This window comes from Caulobacter segnis (genome assembly GCF_023935105.1).
GTDB classification, from domain to species: domain Bacteria; phylum Pseudomonadota; class Alphaproteobacteria; order Caulobacterales; family Caulobacteraceae; genus Caulobacter; species Caulobacter segnis_B.
The window spans coordinates 5,232,366-5,250,988 of record NZ_CP096040.1; the positions used below are offsets into that span (position 1 = coordinate 5,232,366).

16 protein-coding genes are annotated in these 18,623 nt (G+C 69.8%); 8 read left to right on the forward strand and 8 right to left on the reverse strand.

The window, feature by feature from the left end:
- Positions 1-30: 30 nt before the first annotated feature.
- The 5 genes from MZV50_RS24255 to lpxK are packed head-to-tail and all read left to right on the forward strand — an operon-like array spanning position 31 to position 5,811.
- Positions 31-1,812, forward strand: coding sequence for an ABC transporter ATP-binding protein (locus MZV50_RS24255; protein ID WP_252631903.1), 1,782 nt, complete (start codon positions 31-33; stop codon positions 1,810-1,812).
- Positions 1,809-2,516, forward strand: a complete 708-nt coding sequence (locus MZV50_RS24260; protein WP_252631904.1) for a lysophospholipid acyltransferase family protein — start codon at positions 1,809-1,811, stop codon at positions 2,514-2,516. Before MZV50_RS24255 ends, MZV50_RS24260 begins: the two co-directional genes overlap by 4 nt.
- 31 nt (positions 2,517-2,547) lie before the next feature.
- Complete coding sequence (locus tag MZV50_RS24265) at positions 2,548-3,561, forward strand: cation diffusion facilitator family transporter (protein ID WP_252631905.1); 1,014 nt, start codon at positions 2,548-2,550, stop codon at positions 3,559-3,561.
- A gap of 1 nt (position 3,562) precedes the next feature.
- The gene (locus MZV50_RS24270) at positions 3,563-4,807 is read left to right on the forward strand and encodes a 3-deoxy-D-manno-octulosonic acid transferase (protein ID WP_252631907.1); all 1,245 of its coding nucleotides are present in this window, start codon (positions 3,563-3,565) and stop codon (positions 4,805-4,807) included.
- Entirely contained in the window at positions 4,804-5,811 is a 1,008-nt protein-coding gene (gene lpxK, locus MZV50_RS24275; RefSeq protein ID WP_252631908.1) for a tetraacyldisaccharide 4'-kinase, read from the forward strand. The genes MZV50_RS24270 and lpxK overlap by 4 nt, the downstream gene beginning before the upstream one ends.
- A 132-nt stretch (positions 5,812-5,943) precedes the next feature.
- On the opposite strand, the gene MZV50_RS24280 is transcribed toward lpxK, so the two are convergent.
- The 3 genes from MZV50_RS24280 to purD all read right to left on the reverse strand — a co-directional run bounded on the left by MZV50_RS24280 (position 5,944) and on the right by purD (position 9,773).
- A complete protein-coding gene (locus MZV50_RS24280; protein WP_252631909.1) occupies positions 5,944-7,230 on the reverse strand; it encodes a metal-dependent hydrolase family protein in 1,287 nt (428 codons plus the stop codon).
- A gap of 7 nt (positions 7,231-7,237) precedes the next feature.
- Entirely contained in the window at positions 7,238-8,320 is a 1,083-nt protein-coding gene (locus tag MZV50_RS24285; protein ID WP_252631910.1) for a phosphotransferase family protein, read from the reverse strand.
- A gap of 172 nt (positions 8,321-8,492) precedes the next feature.
- Entirely contained in the window at positions 8,493-9,773 is a 1,281-nt protein-coding gene (gene purD, locus MZV50_RS24290; RefSeq protein ID WP_252631911.1) for a phosphoribosylamine--glycine ligase, read from the reverse strand.
- Between the two features lie 111 nt (positions 9,774-9,884).
- Between purD and MZV50_RS24295 the strand changes: the two genes are divergently transcribed.
- From MZV50_RS24295 to MZV50_RS24305, 3 genes are all read left to right on the forward strand, one after another.
- Complete coding sequence (locus MZV50_RS24295) at positions 9,885-10,565, forward strand: hypothetical protein (RefSeq protein WP_252631912.1); 681 nt, start codon at positions 9,885-9,887, stop codon at positions 10,563-10,565.
- A gap of 53 nt (positions 10,566-10,618) precedes the next feature.
- Positions 10,619-11,395, forward strand: a complete 777-nt coding sequence (locus MZV50_RS24300) for a LytR/AlgR family response regulator transcription factor (protein ID WP_252631913.1) — start codon at positions 10,619-10,621, stop codon at positions 11,393-11,395.
- Positions 11,396-11,547: 152 nt separating this feature from the next.
- A complete protein-coding gene (locus MZV50_RS24305; RefSeq protein WP_252631914.1) occupies positions 11,548-13,200 on the forward strand; it encodes an ATP-binding protein in 1,653 nt (550 codons plus the stop codon).
- Between the two features lie 28 nt (positions 13,201-13,228).
- On the opposite strand, the gene phoB is transcribed toward MZV50_RS24305, so the two are convergent.
- From phoB to pstC, 5 genes are read right to left on the reverse strand one after another with little or no spacing between them, the layout of a single operon-like run.
- The gene (gene phoB / locus MZV50_RS24310) at positions 13,229-13,921 is read right to left on the reverse strand and encodes a phosphate regulon transcriptional regulator PhoB (RefSeq protein WP_223392819.1); all 693 of its coding nucleotides are present in this window, start codon (positions 13,919-13,921) and stop codon (positions 13,229-13,231) included.
- Between the two features lie 18 nt (positions 13,922-13,939).
- Positions 13,940-14,632 (reverse strand): phosphate signaling complex protein PhoU, encoded by a 693-nt coding sequence (gene phoU, locus MZV50_RS24315; protein WP_223392818.1) that lies wholly within the window; start codon positions 14,630-14,632, stop codon positions 13,940-13,942.
- A gap of 21 nt (positions 14,633-14,653) precedes the next feature.
- Complete coding sequence (pstB, locus tag MZV50_RS24320) at positions 14,654-15,496, reverse strand: phosphate ABC transporter ATP-binding protein PstB (protein WP_252631915.1); 843 nt, start codon at positions 15,494-15,496, stop codon at positions 14,654-14,656.
- Between the two features lie 58 nt (positions 15,497-15,554).
- Positions 15,555-16,853, reverse strand: a complete 1,299-nt coding sequence (gene pstA, locus MZV50_RS24325; protein WP_252631916.1) for a phosphate ABC transporter permease PstA — start codon at positions 16,851-16,853, stop codon at positions 15,555-15,557.
- A complete protein-coding gene (gene pstC, locus MZV50_RS24330) occupies positions 16,846-18,279 on the reverse strand; it encodes a phosphate ABC transporter permease subunit PstC (RefSeq protein ID WP_252631917.1) in 1,434 nt (477 codons plus the stop codon). The genes pstA and pstC overlap by 8 nt, the downstream gene beginning before the upstream one ends.
- Positions 18,280-18,623: the final 344 nt, after the last annotated feature.

Sequence of the window (18,623 nt, forward strand, 5' to 3'; positions counted from 1 at the left end):
GTCCGCCCCCGACATCCGACCCCTGCCGCCATGACCGAGCCCGCCGCGCCGCCAGCCCCCAACCGCGCCCTCGCCGCGCGGATCTGGCGCGAGTATCTGCGGCCTCGGCGGGGCCGGCTGGCCGCCGCCCTGCTGTGCGCGGCCGCGGTCGCGGGACTGAGCGCCGCCCTGGCCGCGGTGCTGAAGCCCGCCATCGATCACCTGATCACCCATCCCCAGCCCGGCGCGCTGCTGCGCATCCCGTTGCTGATCGCCGCCATCGCCATCGCCCGCGGCGTGTTTCAGGTGCTGCAGACCACCTCGATCAACCGGATCGGCAACGGCGTCGTCGGCGACATGCAGCTGCGGCTGTTCGGCAAGCTGATGCGCTCGGACCTGGCCCGCCTGCGCGGCGCCCACTCGGGCTCGTACGTCTCGTCGATGCTGTATGACGCGACCCTGATCCGCGAGGCGGCGACCAGCGGCGTGGTCAACTACACCCGCGAGTTCCTGACCGTGGTCGGCACGCTGGTGGTCATGTTCCAGCTGGACTGGGTCTTGGCCTCCGGCGTCCTGATCATCGGCCCGGTCGCCAGCCTGTTCATCCGGCGGTTCTCGAAGAAGACCACCAAGGCCGCCAAGGGCGCCATGGGCGAGACCTCCAATCTCTCGACCGCGATCATGGAGAGCCTGGACGGGATCAAGATCGTCAAGATGGAGAACCGCGAGGCCTATGAGGAAGGCCGCGTCGCCGCCGTGATCGAACGTCGCCAGCGCCACCTGATCAAGGGCAGCAACGCCAAGGCCATGGCCGCGCCCGCCACCGAGGCCTTCGGCGCCCTGATCACCGCCGGCGTCCTGGCCTATGCCGGCTGGCGGGCGACGACGGGCGGCATGACCGCCGGGGTGTTCACCGCCTTTCTCGGAGCCCTGGCCATGGCCCTGCAGTCCCTGCGCCAGGTCGCCAACCTGCAGACCGTGTTCAGCGAGGGCTTCACCGGCGCCCGGCGCCTGTTCGCCGCGCTCGACGTCGAGCCGGCCATCGTCGACCCCGCCGACGCCAAGGCTCTGCCGGCCGGCGACGGCGTCATCGTGCTGGACCACGTCACGTTCTCGTACGGCGCCGAGATTCCGGCCCTGTCCGACGTCTCGCTGACCGCGCGCAAGGGCGAGACCGTGGCCCTGGTCGGTCCCTCAGGCGGCGGCAAGAGCTCGATCCTGAACCTGATCCCGCGCTTCTACGACGTAAACGGCGGGGCCGTGACCATCGACGGCCACGACGTCCGCGCGGTGACCCTGGCGTCCCTGCGCGACCGCATCGCCCTGGTGACCCAGGAGCCGTTCCTGTTCGACGACAGCGTCCGCGCCAACATCGCCTATGCCCGCCCCGGCGCCAGCCAGCTGGAGATCGAGGCCGCCGCGCGCCAGGCCGCCGCCCATGACTTCATCCTGGCCCTGCCCGAGGGCTACGACACTGCCGTCGGCGAGGCCGGGACGCGCCTGTCGGGCGGCCAGCGCCAGCGCATCGCCATCGCCCGCGCCTTCCTGAAGGACGCCCCGATCCTGCTGCTGGACGAGGCCACCAGCGCCCTGGACACCGAGAGCGAGGCCCAGGTCCAGGCGGCCCTGGAGCGGCTGATGGCCGGCCGCGCGACCATGCTGATCGCCCACCGCTTGTCGACGGTGAAGAACGCCGACCGCATCTACGTGATCGACAAGGGCCGCGTCGTCGAGACCGGGAACCACGTCGAGCTGGTCCGCGCCGGCGGGCTCTATGCGCGCCTGGCCAAGGCCCAAGACCTGGACCATGCTCCGGAAGGAACGACGACGTGAGACCCCTGCGTTCGCCGTTCGTGATCTGGCTGCTGTCCTCGATCTTCGCCGGCTATTCCAAGCTGGTGTTCCGCACCCTGCGCATGACCGTCGAAGGCGCCGAGCAGGCCGAAGCGGTCTGGAAGCAGGGCCGCGAGACGGGCGCAGGCGCGATCCTGTGCTTCTGGCATTCGCGCATCCCGATGTCGCCGCTCAGCTGGCCGCAGGACCTGGCCCGCCGTCAGGACATGCGCGCCCTGATCTCGCGCTCGAACGACGGCGAGTTCATCGCCCGCACGGTCGAGAAGCTGGGCTTTCCGTCGATCCGGGGCTCGTCGGCCAAGAAGACGGACCTGACCAAGAACAAGCACGGCGAGCAGGCCTTCCGCGACATGGTCCAGTGGGTCCGGAGCGGCGGCGGGATCGCCATCACCCCCGACGGCCCGCGCGGCCCGGCCGAGCACATGGAGAAGGGCACGCCCTCCCTGGCCCGCGTCACCGGCGCGCCGGTGATCTTCGTCGGCCTGGCCGCCAAGCCCTGCATCCGCCTGGGCTCGTGGGACGCCACCCTGGTTCCCCTGCCCTTCGCCAGGGCCGCCATGGTCTGGGACGGCCCGACCGGGGCGGGACGCGGCGATGATGTCGACCAGTTGGCGGAAGACTGGGCCGATCGCCTCTCGGCCGTCACCCGCCGGGCGGAAGACCTGGTCGGGCTGGACGATTGATCCCGTCCCGCCTTGGTGGGATGTAGGGCCCATGCCGCACGACGCTCACGACCACGCGCCCGATCACAAGCATGATCACGATCACCACGATCACGATCACGATCATGATCATGGCCACGGTCATCATCATGGCCATGGCCACGGTCACCATGGCCACAGCCACGCGCCCAAGGACTTCGGCCGCGCCTTCGCGATCGGCACGGCGCTGAACCTGGGCTTCGTGGTGGTCGAGGCCGGCGCGGGCCTGGTCACCCATTCGCTGGCCCTGCTGGCCGACGCCGGCCACAATCTGTCGGATGTGCTGGGCCTGCTGCTGGCCTGGGGCGCGGCGGTGCTGGCCAAGCGCGCCCCCAGCGCCCGTCGCACCTATGGCCTGCGCAAGGGCACCATCCTGGCCTCGCTGGGCAACGCGGCCCTGCTGCTGCTGGCCGTCGGCGCCATCGCCTGGGAGGCCGTCCGCCGCTTCGGCGCGCCCGAGCCTATCCAGACCGGCCCGGTGATGGTCGTCGCCGCCATCGGCATCGTCATCAACACCGCCACGGCCCTGATGTTCATGAAGGGCAGCAAGGACGACCTGAACGTCCGCGGCGCCTTCCTGCACATGGCCGCCGACGCCGCCGTTTCGGCCGGCGTGGTCGTCGCGGCCCTGGCCATGGCCTTCACCGGCTGGCTGTGGCTGGACCCGGTGGTCAGCCTGGTCATCGTCGTCGTCATCGTGCTGGGCACCTGGGGCCTGCTGCGCGACTCGCTGGACATGGCCCTGGACGCCACGCCGCGCGGGATCGACTCCGAGAAGGTGAGACAATGGCTGACCGCTCGGCCCGGCGTCAGCGAGGTCCACGACCTGCACATCTGGGCGATGAGCACGACCGAGACGGCGCTCACGGCTCACGTCGTCCGTCCGCTGGACGGGGACCACGACCAGTTCCTGCACGACGCCTGCGCCGAGCTGGCCAGCAAGTTCAAGATCGGCCACGTGACCATCCAGGTCGAGAGCAGCCAGGGCGCGCACAGCTGTCGCCTGGCGCCGCACGACGTGGTCTAGGGTGACCCTGTCGCTGGGCCTCTACCGGGCCGCCACGGGCCTGCTGGAACCCATCGCGCCCGCGCTGCTAGCCGGCCGCGCCCGCAAGGGCAAGGAGGATCCGAAGCGTCTCGCCGAACGCCTGGCCAGGGCCCCGACGGCGCGCCCCGACGGTCCGCTGGTCTGGTTGCACGGCGCCAGCGTCGGCGAGAGCCTGTCGATCCTGCCGCTGGTCGAGCGCCTGCGGGCCGAGCGGCCCGAGGTCGCCGTGCTGGTCACCTCGGGCACCACCACCTCGGCCGCCTTGCTGGCCAAGCGCCTGCCGGCCGGCGCGATCCACCAATACGTTCCGATCGACGCCCCTGGCGCCGCCCGGCGCTTCATGGCCCGCTGGAACCCCAGCCTGGCCGTCTTCGTCGAGAGCGAGCTGTGGCCGAACCTGCTGCTGGAGGCCAAGGCGGCGGGCGTGCGCTTGGCCCTGGTCTCGGCCAAGCTGTCGGACCGCAGCTTCGCGCGCTGGAGCCGGCGCCCGGACGCCGCGCGGAAACTACTCTCCGGCTTCGACCTGATCCTGGCCCAGGACGCCCGCGCCCGCGAGCGCTTCGAGGCCCTCGGCGGCCTGGTCGGCGGCGAGGCCGATCTGAAGTTCGGGGCCGCGCCGCTGCCGGTCGACGAAGCCGCCCTAGCCGCCGAACGCGCGCGCTTCGAACGACCGCCCCTGCTGATCGCCAGCACCCATCCGGGCGAGGACGAGATCGTCCTGGACGCCATCACCGCATTGGAAGTCCGCCCGCCGGTGGTCCTGGCGCCGCGCCATGTCGAGCGCGGACCGGCGATCGTCGACCTGGCCAGGGCCCGAGGCCTAGCCGCCGCCCTCCGCAGCCAGGCGCCGGACGAGCGCGCCGACATTCTCGTGGCCGACACCCTGGGCGAGATGGGCCTGTGGTTCCGGCTGGCCCAGACTTCGGTCATCGCCGGCAGCCTGGTCGAAGGCGTCGGCGGCCATAACCCGCTGGAAGCCGCGCGGCTGGACTGTCCGGCGATCAGCGGCCCGTTCGTCGAAAACTGGACCGCGGCCTTCGCGGGGCTGAAGGCTGCCGACGGCGTGTTGATAAGCTCACCGGAGAGCCTGGGCGACGCCCTGGCTTCCGACCTCGCCGATTCAGCCGCCGCTCAGGCCCGCGCCGTCCGCGCCCGCGCCTATGTCGACGCCCGCGACGCCGAGGCTCGCGCCGGCCTCTCCCGCATCCTCGAGTTGGCCCCATGAAACTCGGTACGCCGCGCTGGTGGTACGTGAAGAGCGGCGGCCCCGCCCCGCTGACCCGCGCCCTGCTCACCCCGCTGTCGTGGATCTGGGCCGACGCCACCCGACGCCGCATCGCCCGCACGACGCCGGCCATCGTCGGCGCGCCGGTAATCTGCGTCGGCAACGTCACCATGGGCGGGGCCGGCAAGACCCCGATCGTCCGCGAGCTGCTGCTGACCCTGACCCAGCGCGGCGTCGACGCCCATGGTCTGTCGCGCGGCTATGGCGGCCGGCTGAAGGGGCCGGTGCGGGTCGATCCAGCCCGTCACACGGCCGCCGATGTCGGCGACGAGCCGCTGATGCTGGCCCAGGACTTCCCGATGTGGGTCTCGGTCGACCGTGTCGCCGGGGCCAAGGCCGCGACGCGCGTCGGCGCCCAGGCGATCGTCATGGACGACGGCCACCAGAACCCGACCATCCGCAAGGCCCTGTCCCTGGTGGTGGTCGACGGCGAGACGCGCGGCGGCGAGTGGCCGTTCGGCGATGGCCGCGTCTTCCCCGCCGGCCCGATGCGCGAGCCGCTCAAGGTCGGATTGTCCCGCGCCGACGCGGTGATCGTGCTGCTGCCGGTCGACATGGAGCAGCCTGACTTCGACCTGCTGGTCCAGTTCGGCGACATGCCGGTGCTGGTCGCCCGCCTGGAAGCCGCCGCTCCGGTCCCGTCTGGTCCGCAGGTCGGCTTCGCCGGCATCGGCAAGCCCTGGAAGGTCGAGAAGGCCCTGACCGCCGCCGGCTGCCAGCTCGTGGACTTCGCCCCCTTCCCCGATCACGGCGAATATGACGAGGCGACGCTGAAGATGCTGGCCGACCGCGCCAAGGTCTATGACGCGGGCCTGGTCACCACCGAGAAGGACTGGGTGCGCCTGCCCGCCAAGTGGCGCGAGAAGGTGACGCCCTGGCCCGTGCGCGCGCGCTTCGACGACCCAGCGGCGGTGGCGGAGCTGCTGGCGTCGGTGGGATTGTAGAATAACTCTGCTCCCCCTCTGGGGGAGCTGTCGCGGGGCGACAGAGGGGGCTTCTCCGCATAGGCCGCGCCACCCCCTCCGGCCCTTTGGGCCACCTCCCCCAGAGGGGGAGGAGAAGCGCTTCAATCGCCCCTACTTGTAAACCACCCCGCCCTTGATCACCGACGTCACGCGCTGCAGCTCGGTGACGTCCTTCAGCGGATCGCCTTTCACGGCGATCAGGTCCGCCGCCTTGCCGGGGGCCAGGCTGCCGATCTCGGCCGACAGCGAGAAGTGGTCTGCGGCGTTGACCGTCGCGGTCTGGATGGCTTCCAGCGGGGTCAGGCCCGCCTTGACCAGCAGTGCGAACTCGCCGGCGTTGTCGCCGTGCGCGGAAACGCCGGTGTCGGTGCCGAACGCGATCTTGACCCCGCCCTCATGCGCGCGTCGGGCCATGGCCAGCATCTTGGGCCCGGCGTCCAGCGCCTTGGCGGTCTGGGCGGGGGTGAGGAAGTTGTTCGGGCCCGAGGCGATCCGGTAGACGAAGTCGCCGGCCATCAGGGTCGGCACCAGATAGGCGCCGTTCTTCTTGAACAGGGCGATGCTGTCGGCGTCCAGATAGGTGCCGTGCTCGATCGAGTCGCCGCCGGCCTTCAGGAAGCTGTTGATGCCGTCGACGCCGTGGGCATGGGCGGTGACCTTGCGGCCCATGCGGTGGGCGCTCTCGACGATGGCCGTGAGCTCGGCGTCCGAGAACTGCTGGTTCAGGCCCGCTGCGGTGTTGGAGAGCACGCCGCCCGTAGCGGTGATCTTGATGATGTCGGCGCCCAGCCAGACCTGCTCGCGCACGGCGCGGCGGCAGTCGTCGGGACCCGAGCACACCGAGGTCGGCCGCAGCACGTGCATGACCTCCTCGCTGTAGCCGTTGATGTCGCCATGGCCGCCGTGCACCGACACGGCCGAGCCGGCGGCGATGATGCGCGGGCCGGGCACGTCGCCGCGCCTGATCCCGTCGCGCAGGGCGAAGATCGCCTGGTTGGTCGCCCCCAGGTCGGCCACGGTGGTGAAGCCGGCCATCAGGGTCTTGCGGGCATAGCCGGCCCCGACCATCGCCTCGTCGGCGGCCGACTGCGTGACGTTGTCCAGCCGCGAGGTCGGGCCCTGCTGGCCGGTCAGGTGGACGTGGCTGTCGATCAGGCCCGGCAGGACGAAGCTATCCTTGAGGTCGGCGATCCTGCCGCCGGGCTCGGCGACATAGCCGTCGACGACGCGGGCGACCTTGCCGTTCTCCAGCACCAGGGTCTTGGCCGTCTCGACCTTGCCCGTGGCTGGATCGGCCAATAGGCGTCCGGCCTGGACGAAGACCGTCTCGGCCTGCGCGACGCCACTCAGCGCCCCGGCGATCGCCAGGGCGCAGACGCCCGACAGCAGTTTCCGCATGTTGCCCCTAAGCTCCCGCCTTCTGCGCGAAGGCCCAGGCGCCCTTGGCCAGGACCGGCACGCGCGCCTCCATCAGCTGCGCATGGGCGCTGGCGGCGGTGCCATCCCTGACACGACCCACGATGCCCTGGCAGATGCCGGCCAGTCTGAAGAGGTTGTAGCTGAAATACCAGTCCAGCTCGGGCAGGCCGTCGCGGCCCGTGGCCTTGCAATAACGCTCGACCGCCTGGGGAATGGTCGGCACCCCATAGGCCTCCAGGTCCTGGATCTCGGCCAGGCCCCCGCGCTGGTCCGACGGCATCACCCAGTTCATCAGGAAGTAGCTGAAGTCGGCCAGCGGATTGCCCAGGGTCGACAGCTCCCAGTCCAGCACCGCGACCACGCGCGGCTCGGTGGCGTGCAGGATCATGTTGTCCAGGCGGTAATCGCCATGGACGATCGAAGTCTTGTCGTCGACGGGGCAGCTCTTCGGCAGCCAGTCCATCAGCCGGTCCATCTCCTCGATGGTCCGGGTTTCCGACGCCTTGTACTGCTTGGTCCAGCGATCGATCTGGCGGGCGAAATAGTTGCCCGGCTTGCCGTAGTCGGCCAGGCCCACGGCCGCGTAGTCGACATTGTGCAGGGCCGCCAGGGTGTTGATCTCGGCCTCGTAGATCGCCCGGCGCTCGGCCGGCTGATAGTCGGGCAAGGTCCCGTCCCACAGGATGCGGCCTTCGACATTGTCCATGACGTAGAAGATCGTGCCGATGACGTCCTCGTCCATGCACAGCGCGTAAGCCTTGGCGACGGGGAAATTCGCCTTGTTCAGGCCCGAGATCACCTTGAACTCGCGGTCGACGGCGTGGGCGCTGGGCAGCAGCTTGCCCGGCGGCTTGCGGCGCAGGACGTACTTCTTTGCCGGCGTGACCAGCTGGTAGGTCGGGTTCGACTGGCCGCCCTTGAACTGGCGCACCTCCAGCGGGCCGGCATAGCCCTCGACATTCGCCGCGAGCCAGTCCGCAAGGCGGGCTTCGTCGATCGCGTGGCGGGGGTCGACCGGCTTGGTGCCCGAGTTCAGGTCCTGGGCGGACTGTTCGGCGGCTTCGGCCATGTCGCTTCTCCCCAACGCTTGTTTGAAAGGGAGTTTAGAGGGCCCGAGCGCTTAGGCAAGTCACTTGCCCCCTCCGCGCCTTCGGCGCTCCTCCCCCGGAGGGGGGAAGAAGGTCACCTTCCGCCCGCCTCCGGGGGCGGACGACCGCGAAGCGGTCAGGTGGGGGCGAGTGTCAGCCCTTCAGGGCCCGCCAGCCGATGTCGGTGCGATAGAAACCGCCTTCCAGGGTGATCGTCCCCAGCGCCGCATAGGCGACGTCGCGGGCCTCGTGCAGGGTCGCGCCCAGGGCGCAGACATTCAGCACCCGGCCGCCCGAGGCGACCAGCCGCCCCTGGAACTCGCGGGTCGTGCCGGCGTGGAAGACCACGGCCTCGTCGCCGAAGTCGGCGTCGGCGCCCTGGATCCGGCCGCCGGTCTTGGGCGCGTCGGGATAGCCCTCGGCGGCCAGGACCACGCAGATCGCCGCCTCGTCGCGCCACTTGGGCGGCTCGGCGCTGGCCAGGTCCCCCTTGGCGGCGGCCAAAAGGATCGGGACGATGTCGCTTTCCAGGCGCAGCATCAGGGTCTGGCACTCGGGATCGCCAAAGCGGGCGTTGTACTCGACCAGCTTCGGGCCGGTCGGGGTCAGCATGAGCCCGGCATAGAGCACGCCGACATACGGATTGCCCTCGGCGGCCATGCCCTCGACGGTCGGCACGATCAGCTCGCGCCAGGCCTGGTCGATCAGGGCGTCGGTCAGGACGGGCGGCGGCGAATAGGTGCCCATGCCGCCGGTGTTGGGACCCTTGTCGCCGTCGTAGGCGCGCTTGTGGTCCTGGGCGGCGCCGAACAGCACAGCGGTCTTGCCGTCCGAGATCGCGAACAGCGAGGCCTCCTCGCCGTGCATGAACTCCTCGATCACCACCCGCGCGCCGGCCGAACCGAAGCGGCCGCCCAGCATGTCGAGCACGGCGGCGTCGGCCTCAGCCCGGGTCGCGGCGATGACCACGCCCTTGCCGGCCGCCAAGCCGTCGGCCTTGATCACGAACGGGGCTTTCAGGGTGTCGAGGAAGGCGCCGGCGCCGCCCGCGTCCTCGAACACGCCGTAGGCCGCCGTCGGCAGGCCGTGGCGCTGGCAGAAGTCCTTGGTGAAGGCCTTGGAGGTCTCCAGCTGGGCGGCGCGCTGGCTGCCGCCGAAGCAGGGAATGCCGGCCTCGACCAGCTTGTCGGCGAGGCCGACCTCCAGCGCCGATTCCGGACCGACCACGACCAGGTCCGCGCCGATCTCCTTGGCCAGCGCCACCAGGCCGTCGGCGTCGGTCGCCTTGACGGCCTTGAGCTCGGCGACGGCCGCGATGCCCGGATTGCCCGGGGCGGCGACGAGGCGGCCGCACAGCGGCGACTGGGCGATCTTCCAGGCCAGGGCGTGCTCGCGCCCGCCGGACCCGACGAGGAGGATGGTCAGCTTTTCCATGAGCGCGGGGTGTGGCGCGGGCGAGGCCCCGGGTCAAGCGGTTCGCCCCCACGCGCCGTCGTTCGCCCCATCGTCGTGGCGCGACCGCCGACGGCCGTCAGGCTGCGGACCATGGACAAGCTGATCTTCTCCCCCGCCCTGGCCGTGCATGTCGGCTGTGGTTTCCTCCTGGTCGCCATCGGCCTGCTGCCGATCCTGACCCGCAAGGGCTCGCGCCTGCATCGCGGGTCGGGCCGCGTCTTCGTCGCCCTGATGAGCGTGCTGCTGGCCGCCGCCTGGGTCATGACCGCCTTGCATTTCAGCGCCTATTTCGCGGCCCTGTCGGCGACGGCCTCGATAACGCTCTTCTCCGGAACGCGAGTCCTTAGGCGCAAGCGACCCGACCTGGATCCTCGCCAGCGCGCCAACGCCCTGGACTGGGCCGCCACCCTGGGCTTGCTGACGATCGGCGCGTGGATCCTCCTGCTGGTCGCGCAGGGCCGGACGGGGAACAAGGCGACCGTCAGCGCCGCCCTCGTCTATGCCTGCTTCACCTACGGCGGCTGGGACCTCTGGCGTTTCATCCGCCCCACGGCATGGCCGTTCTCGCCGAACCTCTGGACCTACGAGCACCTTGTGAAGATGCTGAGCGCCTATGGCGCGGTGATCAGCGCCTTCTCGGGCAACTTTCTCACGTTCCCGCCGCCGCCATGGAGCCAGCTCTGGCCGACCCTGCTGTTCCAACCGATGGCCGTGATCTGGATCGCGGTGCTGGCCGCGCGCCAGCGGCGACGGGCCTTGTCACCCGCCTGAGGACTGCCCCGACCGCCGCCTGGGTCTGGGCGTTCACGGCCTATAGCTGGCTGATGACCACGGTCAGCGCCGCCTGGTTCGCGCGCCGGTTCGCGGCCGCGCGCGGGATCGCCCTGGACGCTCCAACCTCTCTACTGTGGCAGGGCGCGGTCTATGCCGCCTGGCTGCCGACGGCGGGCCTGGTCTGGTGGGTCCTGCGCCGGTTCGGGACCGGCCCACGCGGCCTGGCGGCCAGCTTCGCCGTCGGCGTCGCGACCGTACCTATCGAAGCCCTGGCCTCCAGCCTGATCGACCAGGTCTTCATCGGCGGGACGGACCTGGCCGGGCGGGCGCTGGGACGGGCTCCCGTCTGCATCCTGCTCTACACCGCCATCGTCGCCGTGGGCCTGGCCGCCGTCCATCATCGCAAGGCCGCCGAGGCCCGCGCCCGCAACGCCATGTTGGAGACCGCCCTGGCGGAGGCGCGCGCCGTCGTCGCCCCGTCCGAGCCAGAGTCCGAGCCCGAGCGGCTGATGGTGATGACCGGTTCGCGCCGGGTTCCCGTCGAGATCTCGGCCGTCGAGTGGTTCGGCGCGGCGGACAACTACGTCGTCGTCCACTGGGGCGATGGTCGCGAGGGTCTGCTGCGCGTTTCGCTGCAGGGCCTGGAGGCGCGCCTCGATCCACGCCTGTTCGCCCGCGCCCACCGCTCGGCCCTGGTCAACCTGGCCCATGTGCGCGAGGCCAGGCCGCTGTCGGACGGCTCGTGGCGGCTGACCCTGGCCAGCGGCGGCGAGGTGGTGACCAGCCGCACCTATCGCGAGGAGGTGCTCAAGCGCCTGGGACGCTAGCGCTTGGCAGTGCGTCCTATCGTCTCGTGTGGCGCAATTGGCGCCGGCCAAGCTTGTCAGTCGCGCCGCCCGACGGCTCTATGCCATATTGAGTTCGCGCATCGCTTCAACGCCTTACGGTCGGATGCGCGGGGAGGGAGCGAACGCCGCGCATGGCTTCAGACGAACACGCCCCGCCGGGTCGCGATCCGGCGGTCGCCGCCGACGCCTCGCATCCGACGAAGGCCCTGCACTCGCGCGCCTTCCTCGACGCCGTGGTCGAGAGCGTGCCGGCCATGCTGGTGGTCAAGAACGGCAAGGACGGCCGCTTCGTGCTGGTCAACCGCGCCGGCGAGGAGCTGCTGGGCGTGCCGCGTGAAGCGCTGATCGGCCGCAACGACGCCGACTTCTTCCCCGCCGACCAGGCCGCCTTCTTCGCCGAGATGGACCGCAAGGTGCTGGACAGCGACCGGGTGTGGGTCATCGACGAGGAGCCGCTGCAGACCCCGCACAACGGCGACCGCTGGCTGCAGACCAAGAAGATCGCCATCCCCGGCGAGGGCGACGAGAAGCTGCTGCTGATCATCAGCGAGGACATCACCGAGCGGAAGGCCTCGGCCGCGGCCCTGGAGGCCGCCGTCCAGAACGCCCAGGCCGCCAGCATCGCCAAGACCGAATTCCTGGCCAATATGAGCCACGAGATCCGTACGCCCCTGAACGGCGTGCTGGGCATGGCCCAGGTGCTGGCCCAGACCGAACTGACCGCCCGCCAGCGCGAGATGATGGACGTGATCCTGAACTCGGGCCGGGTGCTGAACGCCCTGCTCAGCGACATCCTCGACCTGGCCAAGGTCGAGACCGGCGAGGTCGAGCTGGAGACCGTCCCCTTCAACCTGCGCGGCGGCCTGACGGCGGCGGCGGCCACCTTCGAGGGCCTGGCCCACCAAAAGGGCCTGACCTTCTCGCTGGACTTCGCGCCGGGCTTCCACGATCGCGTCACCGGCGACGCCCTGAAACTGGGCCAGATCGTCAACAACCTGATCAGCAACGCGGTGAAGTTCACCAGCGAGGGCGCGGTCGCGGTGCGCGCCGCCACACGCGTGGTCGACGAGACCGCGATCGAATTGACGGTCGAGGTGCAAGACAGCGGCGAAGGCTTCACCCCGGAGGTCCAGGCCAGCCTGTTCGAGCGCTTCGTCCAGGGCGACGGCTCGATCACCCGCCGGTTCGGCGGCTCGGGCCTGGGCCTGAACATCGCCCTGCGCTTCGCCAAGCTGATGGACGGCGACATCACCTGCCAGTCGACGCTGGGGGAAGGCGCGACCTTCCGCTTCACGGCCCGTCTGGCCCCGGCCCTGGCCGAGGCTCCGACGCCCGTCCGCCGGGCCATGCCCGCGCCGTCGAGCGAGCGATTGCGCGTCCTGCTGGCCGAGGATCATCCGACCAACCAGCGCGTGGTCGAGCTGATGCTGGGCGAGACGGCGGATCTGGTCGTGGCCGAGAACGGCGCCCTGGCGCTGGAGGCCTTCGCCGGCCACCCCTTCGACGTGGTGCTGATGGACACCCAGATGCCGGTCATGGACGGGCTGACGGCGATCCGCGCCATCCGGGCCCGCGAGCAGGCGGGCGGCGGCGGCGGGCGCATCCCGATCATCTCGCTGACCGCCAACGCCATGCCGCATCAGGTCGAAGCCGCCCTGGAGGCCGGCGCCGACCTGCACCTGGCCAAGCCGATCACGGTGGCGGCGCTGTTCGAGAGCATCGCCGCGGCTGCCGACCTCGCCGCCCAGGCGGGAGAGGCCGGGGACCGCTTGGCCGGATCCTAGGTCGGCGCAGCGAAACCGCGCCCGCGGCTTAAGCCGCGTCCAGGTCCAGCGAGTAGCCGGCCGAGCGGACCGTGCGGATGGGATCCCCGTCCGACGAGCCGTTCAGGGCCTTGCGCAGGCGGCCGATGTGGACGTCGACGGTGCGGGCCTCGACATAGACGTCCGAACCCCAGACGGCGTCCAGCAGCTGCTCGCGGCTGAACACCCGCCCCGGGTGCTGCATCAGATAGTCCAGCAGGCGGAACTCGGTGGGGCCGAGGTGGATCTCCTTGCCGTCGCGCTTCACGCGGTGGGCCACCCGGTCGATGATGATGTCGCCGACCGTGATGCGGTCGTCGGCCAGGCCCGGACGGATGCGGCGCAGCACCGCGCGGACGCGGGCGGTCAGCTCGACCATCGAGAAGGGCTTGACGACATAGTCGTCGGCGCCGGTGTCGAGGCCGCGGATCCGGTCGGTCTCCTCGCCGCGCGCCGTCAGCATGATGATCGGCACGTTGCGGGTCTCGGCCCGGCCGCGCAGGCGGCGACAGACCTCGATGCCCGAGACCTTGGGCAGCATCCAGTCGAGGATGACCAGGTCCGGGGCCCGCTCGTTGGCCATGATTAGGGCTTCCTCGCCGTCGCCGGCCACGCCGACGCGGTAGCCTTCCTTGTCGAGGTTGTAGTGCAGCAGGGTGGCCAGGGCGTCTTCGTCCTCGACCACCAGAACGTAGGGAGTCACTTCCGATCGCCTCCTGGCTTACTGCGAGACCACGTCCAGCTTCGGACGCTGGGACACCAGCTCTTCGCCGGTCAGCTCGAAGTGGATGATTTCCGCGATGTTGGTGGCGTGGTCGCCGATGCGTTCCAGGTTCTTGGCCACGAACAGCAGATGAGCGCAGGCGTTGATCGTGCGCGGGTCGCCCATCATGTAGGTCAGCAGTTCGCGGAAGATCGAGTTGTAGTGCTCGTCGACTTCCTCGTCGCGGCTCCACACGCCGATGGCGCGCTGCAGGTCCGAGGTGGTGTAGGCGTCCAAGACGTCCTTCAGGCGGCTCTGCACCAGCTTGCCCATGCGCTCGATCGAGCGGGTCAGGGCGGTCATCGGATCGGCCTCGGTCAGGATCAGCGCGCGCTTGCCGATGTTCTTGGCCATGTCGCCGCAGCGTTCCAGGCTCATCGAGATCTTAAGGGCGGCGACGGCGTGGCGAAGGTCCACGGCCATCGGCTGGCGCAGGGCGATCAGGCGGAAGGCCTTGCGCTCGATCTCGCCCTGCAGGGCGTCCAGGCGCTCGTCGCCGGCGACCACGGCCTGGGCCAGCGGTCCGTCGCGGCGGGCGATGGCGGCGATGCAGTCGGCGACCTGGCTCTCGGCGATGCCGCCCATGCGGGTGACTTCGGCCGTGAGGTGGGCCAGCTCTTCGCCGTACGACTTGACGGTATGTTCGGTCATGTCCGTTCTCTCCCGAGTCGCTTAGCCGAAGCGGCCGGTGATGTAGTCTTGCGTGCGGCTGTCGCGAGGATTGGTGAACATCTCCTCGGTCGGACCGCTCTCGACCAGCTTGCCCAGGTGGAAGAAGGCCGTGCGTTGCGAGACGCGGGCGGCCTGGGCCATCGAGTGGGTGACGATGACGATGCAGAACTGGGTCCGCAGTTCGTCGATCAGCTCCTCGATCTTGGCGGTGGCGATCGGGTCCAGGGCCGAGCAGGGCTCGTCCATCAGGATCACTTCCGGCGACACGGCGATGGCGCGGGCGATGACCAGGCGCTGCTGCTGGCCGCCCGAGAGACCGGTGCCCGGCTGGTGCAGGCGGTCGGCGACCTCGTTCCAGAGGCCGGCCTTCTTCAGGCTGCTCTCGACGACGGCTTCCAGCTCGTCCTTGCGCGAGGCCAGGCCGTGGATGCGCGGGCCGTAGGCGACGTTCTCGAAGATGGTCTTGGGGAAGGGGTTCGGCTTCTGGAACACCATGCCGACCCGCGAGCGCAGGACCACCGGGTCGACGCTCTTGAGATTGACGTCATTGCCGTCGATCTCGATCGAACCCTCGACGCGGGCCGAGGGGATGGTGTCGTTCATCCGGTTGATGCAGCGCAGGAAGGTCGACTTGCCGCAGCCCGACGGGCCGATGAAGGCGGTCACCGACTTGCCCGGAATGTCCAGGTCGACGTCGAACAGGGCCTGTTTCTCGCCGTAGAAGACCTTGACGCTGCGCGCCTTGATCTTGGCCTCGCCCACCGGCGCGGCGGCGTTGGCGTGCGGCACGGTGGCGTGGATCACCGGCGTGCGGGCGGTGTCGTCGGGGCTTTGGACGGTCATGGCGTGTCCGCGGAGAAGGGGCGAAGCGTTGGGGTTCAGGATCAGGATCATGTGAAACCTACCAGCGGCGTTCGAAGCGACGGCGCAGGATCACGGCCGCGGCGTTCATGACGATCATGAAGACGAGAAGGACGATGATGGCGGCGGCGGTGCGCTCGTGGAAGGCCCGCTCCGAGGCGTTCTCCCAGATGAACACCTGAACCGGCAGGACGGTGGCCGCGCCGGTGAAGCCTTCGGGCACGCCGGGCACGAACGAGACCATGCCGATCATCAGCAGCGGGGCCGTCTCGCCCAGGGCGTGGGCCAGCGACAGGATGGCGCCGGTCATCACGCCGGGCATGGCCAGCGGCAGGACGTGGTGGAAGACCGTCTGGGTCTTGGACGCGCCGACGCCCAGGGCGGCCTCGCGGATCGACGGCGGCACGGCCTTCAGCGCCGAGCGGGTGGCGATGATCACGGTGGGCAGGGCCATCAGGGCCAGGACCAGGCCGCCGACCAGCGGCGAGGACCGCGGCACGTTCAGCCAGTTGATGAACAGGGCCAGGCCCAGCAGGCCGTAGACGATCGACGGTACGGCCGCGAGGTTGTTGATGTTGACCTCGATGATGTCCGTCCAGCGGTTCTTCGGGGCGAACTCTTCCAGGTAGGTCGCCGCCAGCACGCCCACCGGCACCGCGATCAGGGCGGTGATGATCAGCATCATGGCCGAGCCGACCACCGCGCCCAGCACGCCGGCCTGTTCGGGCTCGGTCGAGTCGGAATTGGTGAAGAAGGCGAAGTTGAAGCCCGACTTGATCGCGCCGGTCTTTTCCAGCTTGTCCAGCCAGTCCAGCTGCTGGTTGTCCAGCTTGCGGTCGCCCTCGGCCGTCGCGCGCTCGATCTCGCCCTTGAAGTAGAGATCGGCGTCGGCCTTCAGCGGGCCGTGCAGCTCGATCGTCTTGCCGATCAGCGACGGGTCGGCCTTCAGCTTGTTCAGGATCTGGAAGCCGAAGTCGCGGCTGACCAGGTCCTGGACCTTGGTCGAGACCGTGCCCAGGTCGTCGTCCTGCACGCCCAGCTTCTTCATCACCGCCTCGGCGACGATGTAGTCGTAGTTGACCCCGCTGAGGTCCGATTTGTCGATGCGGTCCGGGTTCAGATAGACCGGCACGGACAGGGTGTGGGCCTCGAACGTGGTGTAGCCCTGGGCCACGATGCGGCCGACCAGCACCACCAGGAAGATCAGCGCCACGACGATCGCGGCCATGCCCTGGGCCTTGAAGGTCCGCTCGGCGGCATGGCGCTTCTTCAGCCGGGCTTCCATGGCTGTCGAGGCGGCGGAGCGCGGGGCGGCCGCGCCGAGAGTGGCGTCAGTCATATTGTTCCCGGTACTTCTGGACGATGCGCAGGGCGACGATGTTCAGGCTCAGGGTCACCACGAACAGGGTGAGACCCAGGCCGAAGGCCGACAGCGTCTTGGGACTGTCGAACTCCTGGTCGCCGGTGAGCAGCGTGACGATCTGGACGGTGACGGTGGTCACCGTGTCGAGCGGGTTGACGGTCAGCTTGGCCTGCAGGCCGGCGGCCATGGTGACGATCATGGTCTCGCCGACGGCGCGCGACACGGCCAGCAGCATGGCGGCCATGATGCCCGGCAGAGCGGCCGGCAGGACGACCTTCTTGACCGTCTCGGACTTGGTCGCGCCCATGGCGTAGCTGCCGTCGCGCAGGCTTTGCGGCACGGCGTTGATGATGTCGTCCGACAGCGACGAGACGAACGGGATCAGCATGATCCCCATCACCACCCCGGCCACCAGGGCCATCTGGTTCTGGACTTCCATCAGGTACTGGGCGATCGGGCCGGGCGGCAGGGCCGCGCCGATGGCGTTGAAGCCGGCCCGGAACAGCGGGCCCACGGTCAGGGCGGCGAAGAAGCCGTAGACCACGGTCGGCACGCCGGCCAGGATCTCCAGCAGCGGCTTGACCACGCCCCGCACGGTGCGGCTGGCGTATTCCGAGAGATAGATCGCCGAGTAGAGGCCGACGGGCGCGGCCACCAGCATGGCGATCAGCATGATCAGGAAGGTGCCGGCGAACAGCGGCACGGCCCCGAAGGCGCCCGCCGAGGCGACCTGGTCGGCGCGCATGGCGATCTGCGGGCTCCACTCCGTCCCGAACAGGAACGACAGCGGATTGACGCTCTGGAAGAAGCGCCAGCTTTCCCAGACCAGCGAGAGCACGATGCCCAGGGTGGTCAGCACCGCCGCGACCGAGCAGCCGATCAGCAGAATGCCGACCCAGCCCTCGACCCGGTTGCGGGCGCGGAATTCGGTGGAGATGCGCGGGAAGGCCAGCAGGAAGCCGGCCAGGGCCAGCACGCCGGCGCCGGCCAGCATGCCGACATTCAGCACCGTCTCGATGCGCTTGGCCTCGGCCACCTTGGCGTCCAGGGCGACCTTCAGATCCCCCTCGTAGGTCACCTCGGACGGGGCCTGCTTGGCGGCGATCGCGTGGGCGTCGCTGTAGAAGACGGCCTGACGGTCCGGCTCCAGCGCCTGGACGGCGGCCGGGCGGTCGGACTGCAGGATCGCGTCCTCGACGCGGCCGCCGAACGCCGCGCCCAGCAGCAGCAACAGCGCGGCCGGCACGCCGGCCCACAGGGCCGCGTAGGTCCCGTAGTAATCCGGCAGGGAATGGAGGACGCGGGCGCGACCTCCGGTGGCGGCCACGGCGCGACGGCGGCCGGCCGTGAAGGCCACGCCGGAGAACAGCGCCAGGACGAGGAGCGAGAGCCAGGTCAGCATGCGTGAGGCTAATCTTGCGCGAGTTGTCGAAGGCCTCGCAGGATCGCGGACCTTCCCCCGAGCCCGATCTATGCCGGGCCGGCGCTGTGCTTATGCGACAGTTGCATGACAGTTTGACGACAGTGGCCTGCCCCACCCCCATCATGGCCGGGGACCGGTTCGGATAACGGCGTTGGTCGATATGTCGCACCGCGACTCTCACGGGACCTGCCCCAAATCGGGTTGAAGAATTCCGGCGTTATTTCAAGGGCCTAAGCCAGGCATACTGATCGCGGGCGATCATATCGCCCAAAATGAAACACCCTGCGTCGTCGCGCGCCGTGTTGCGTTCAGAACTTATTGAC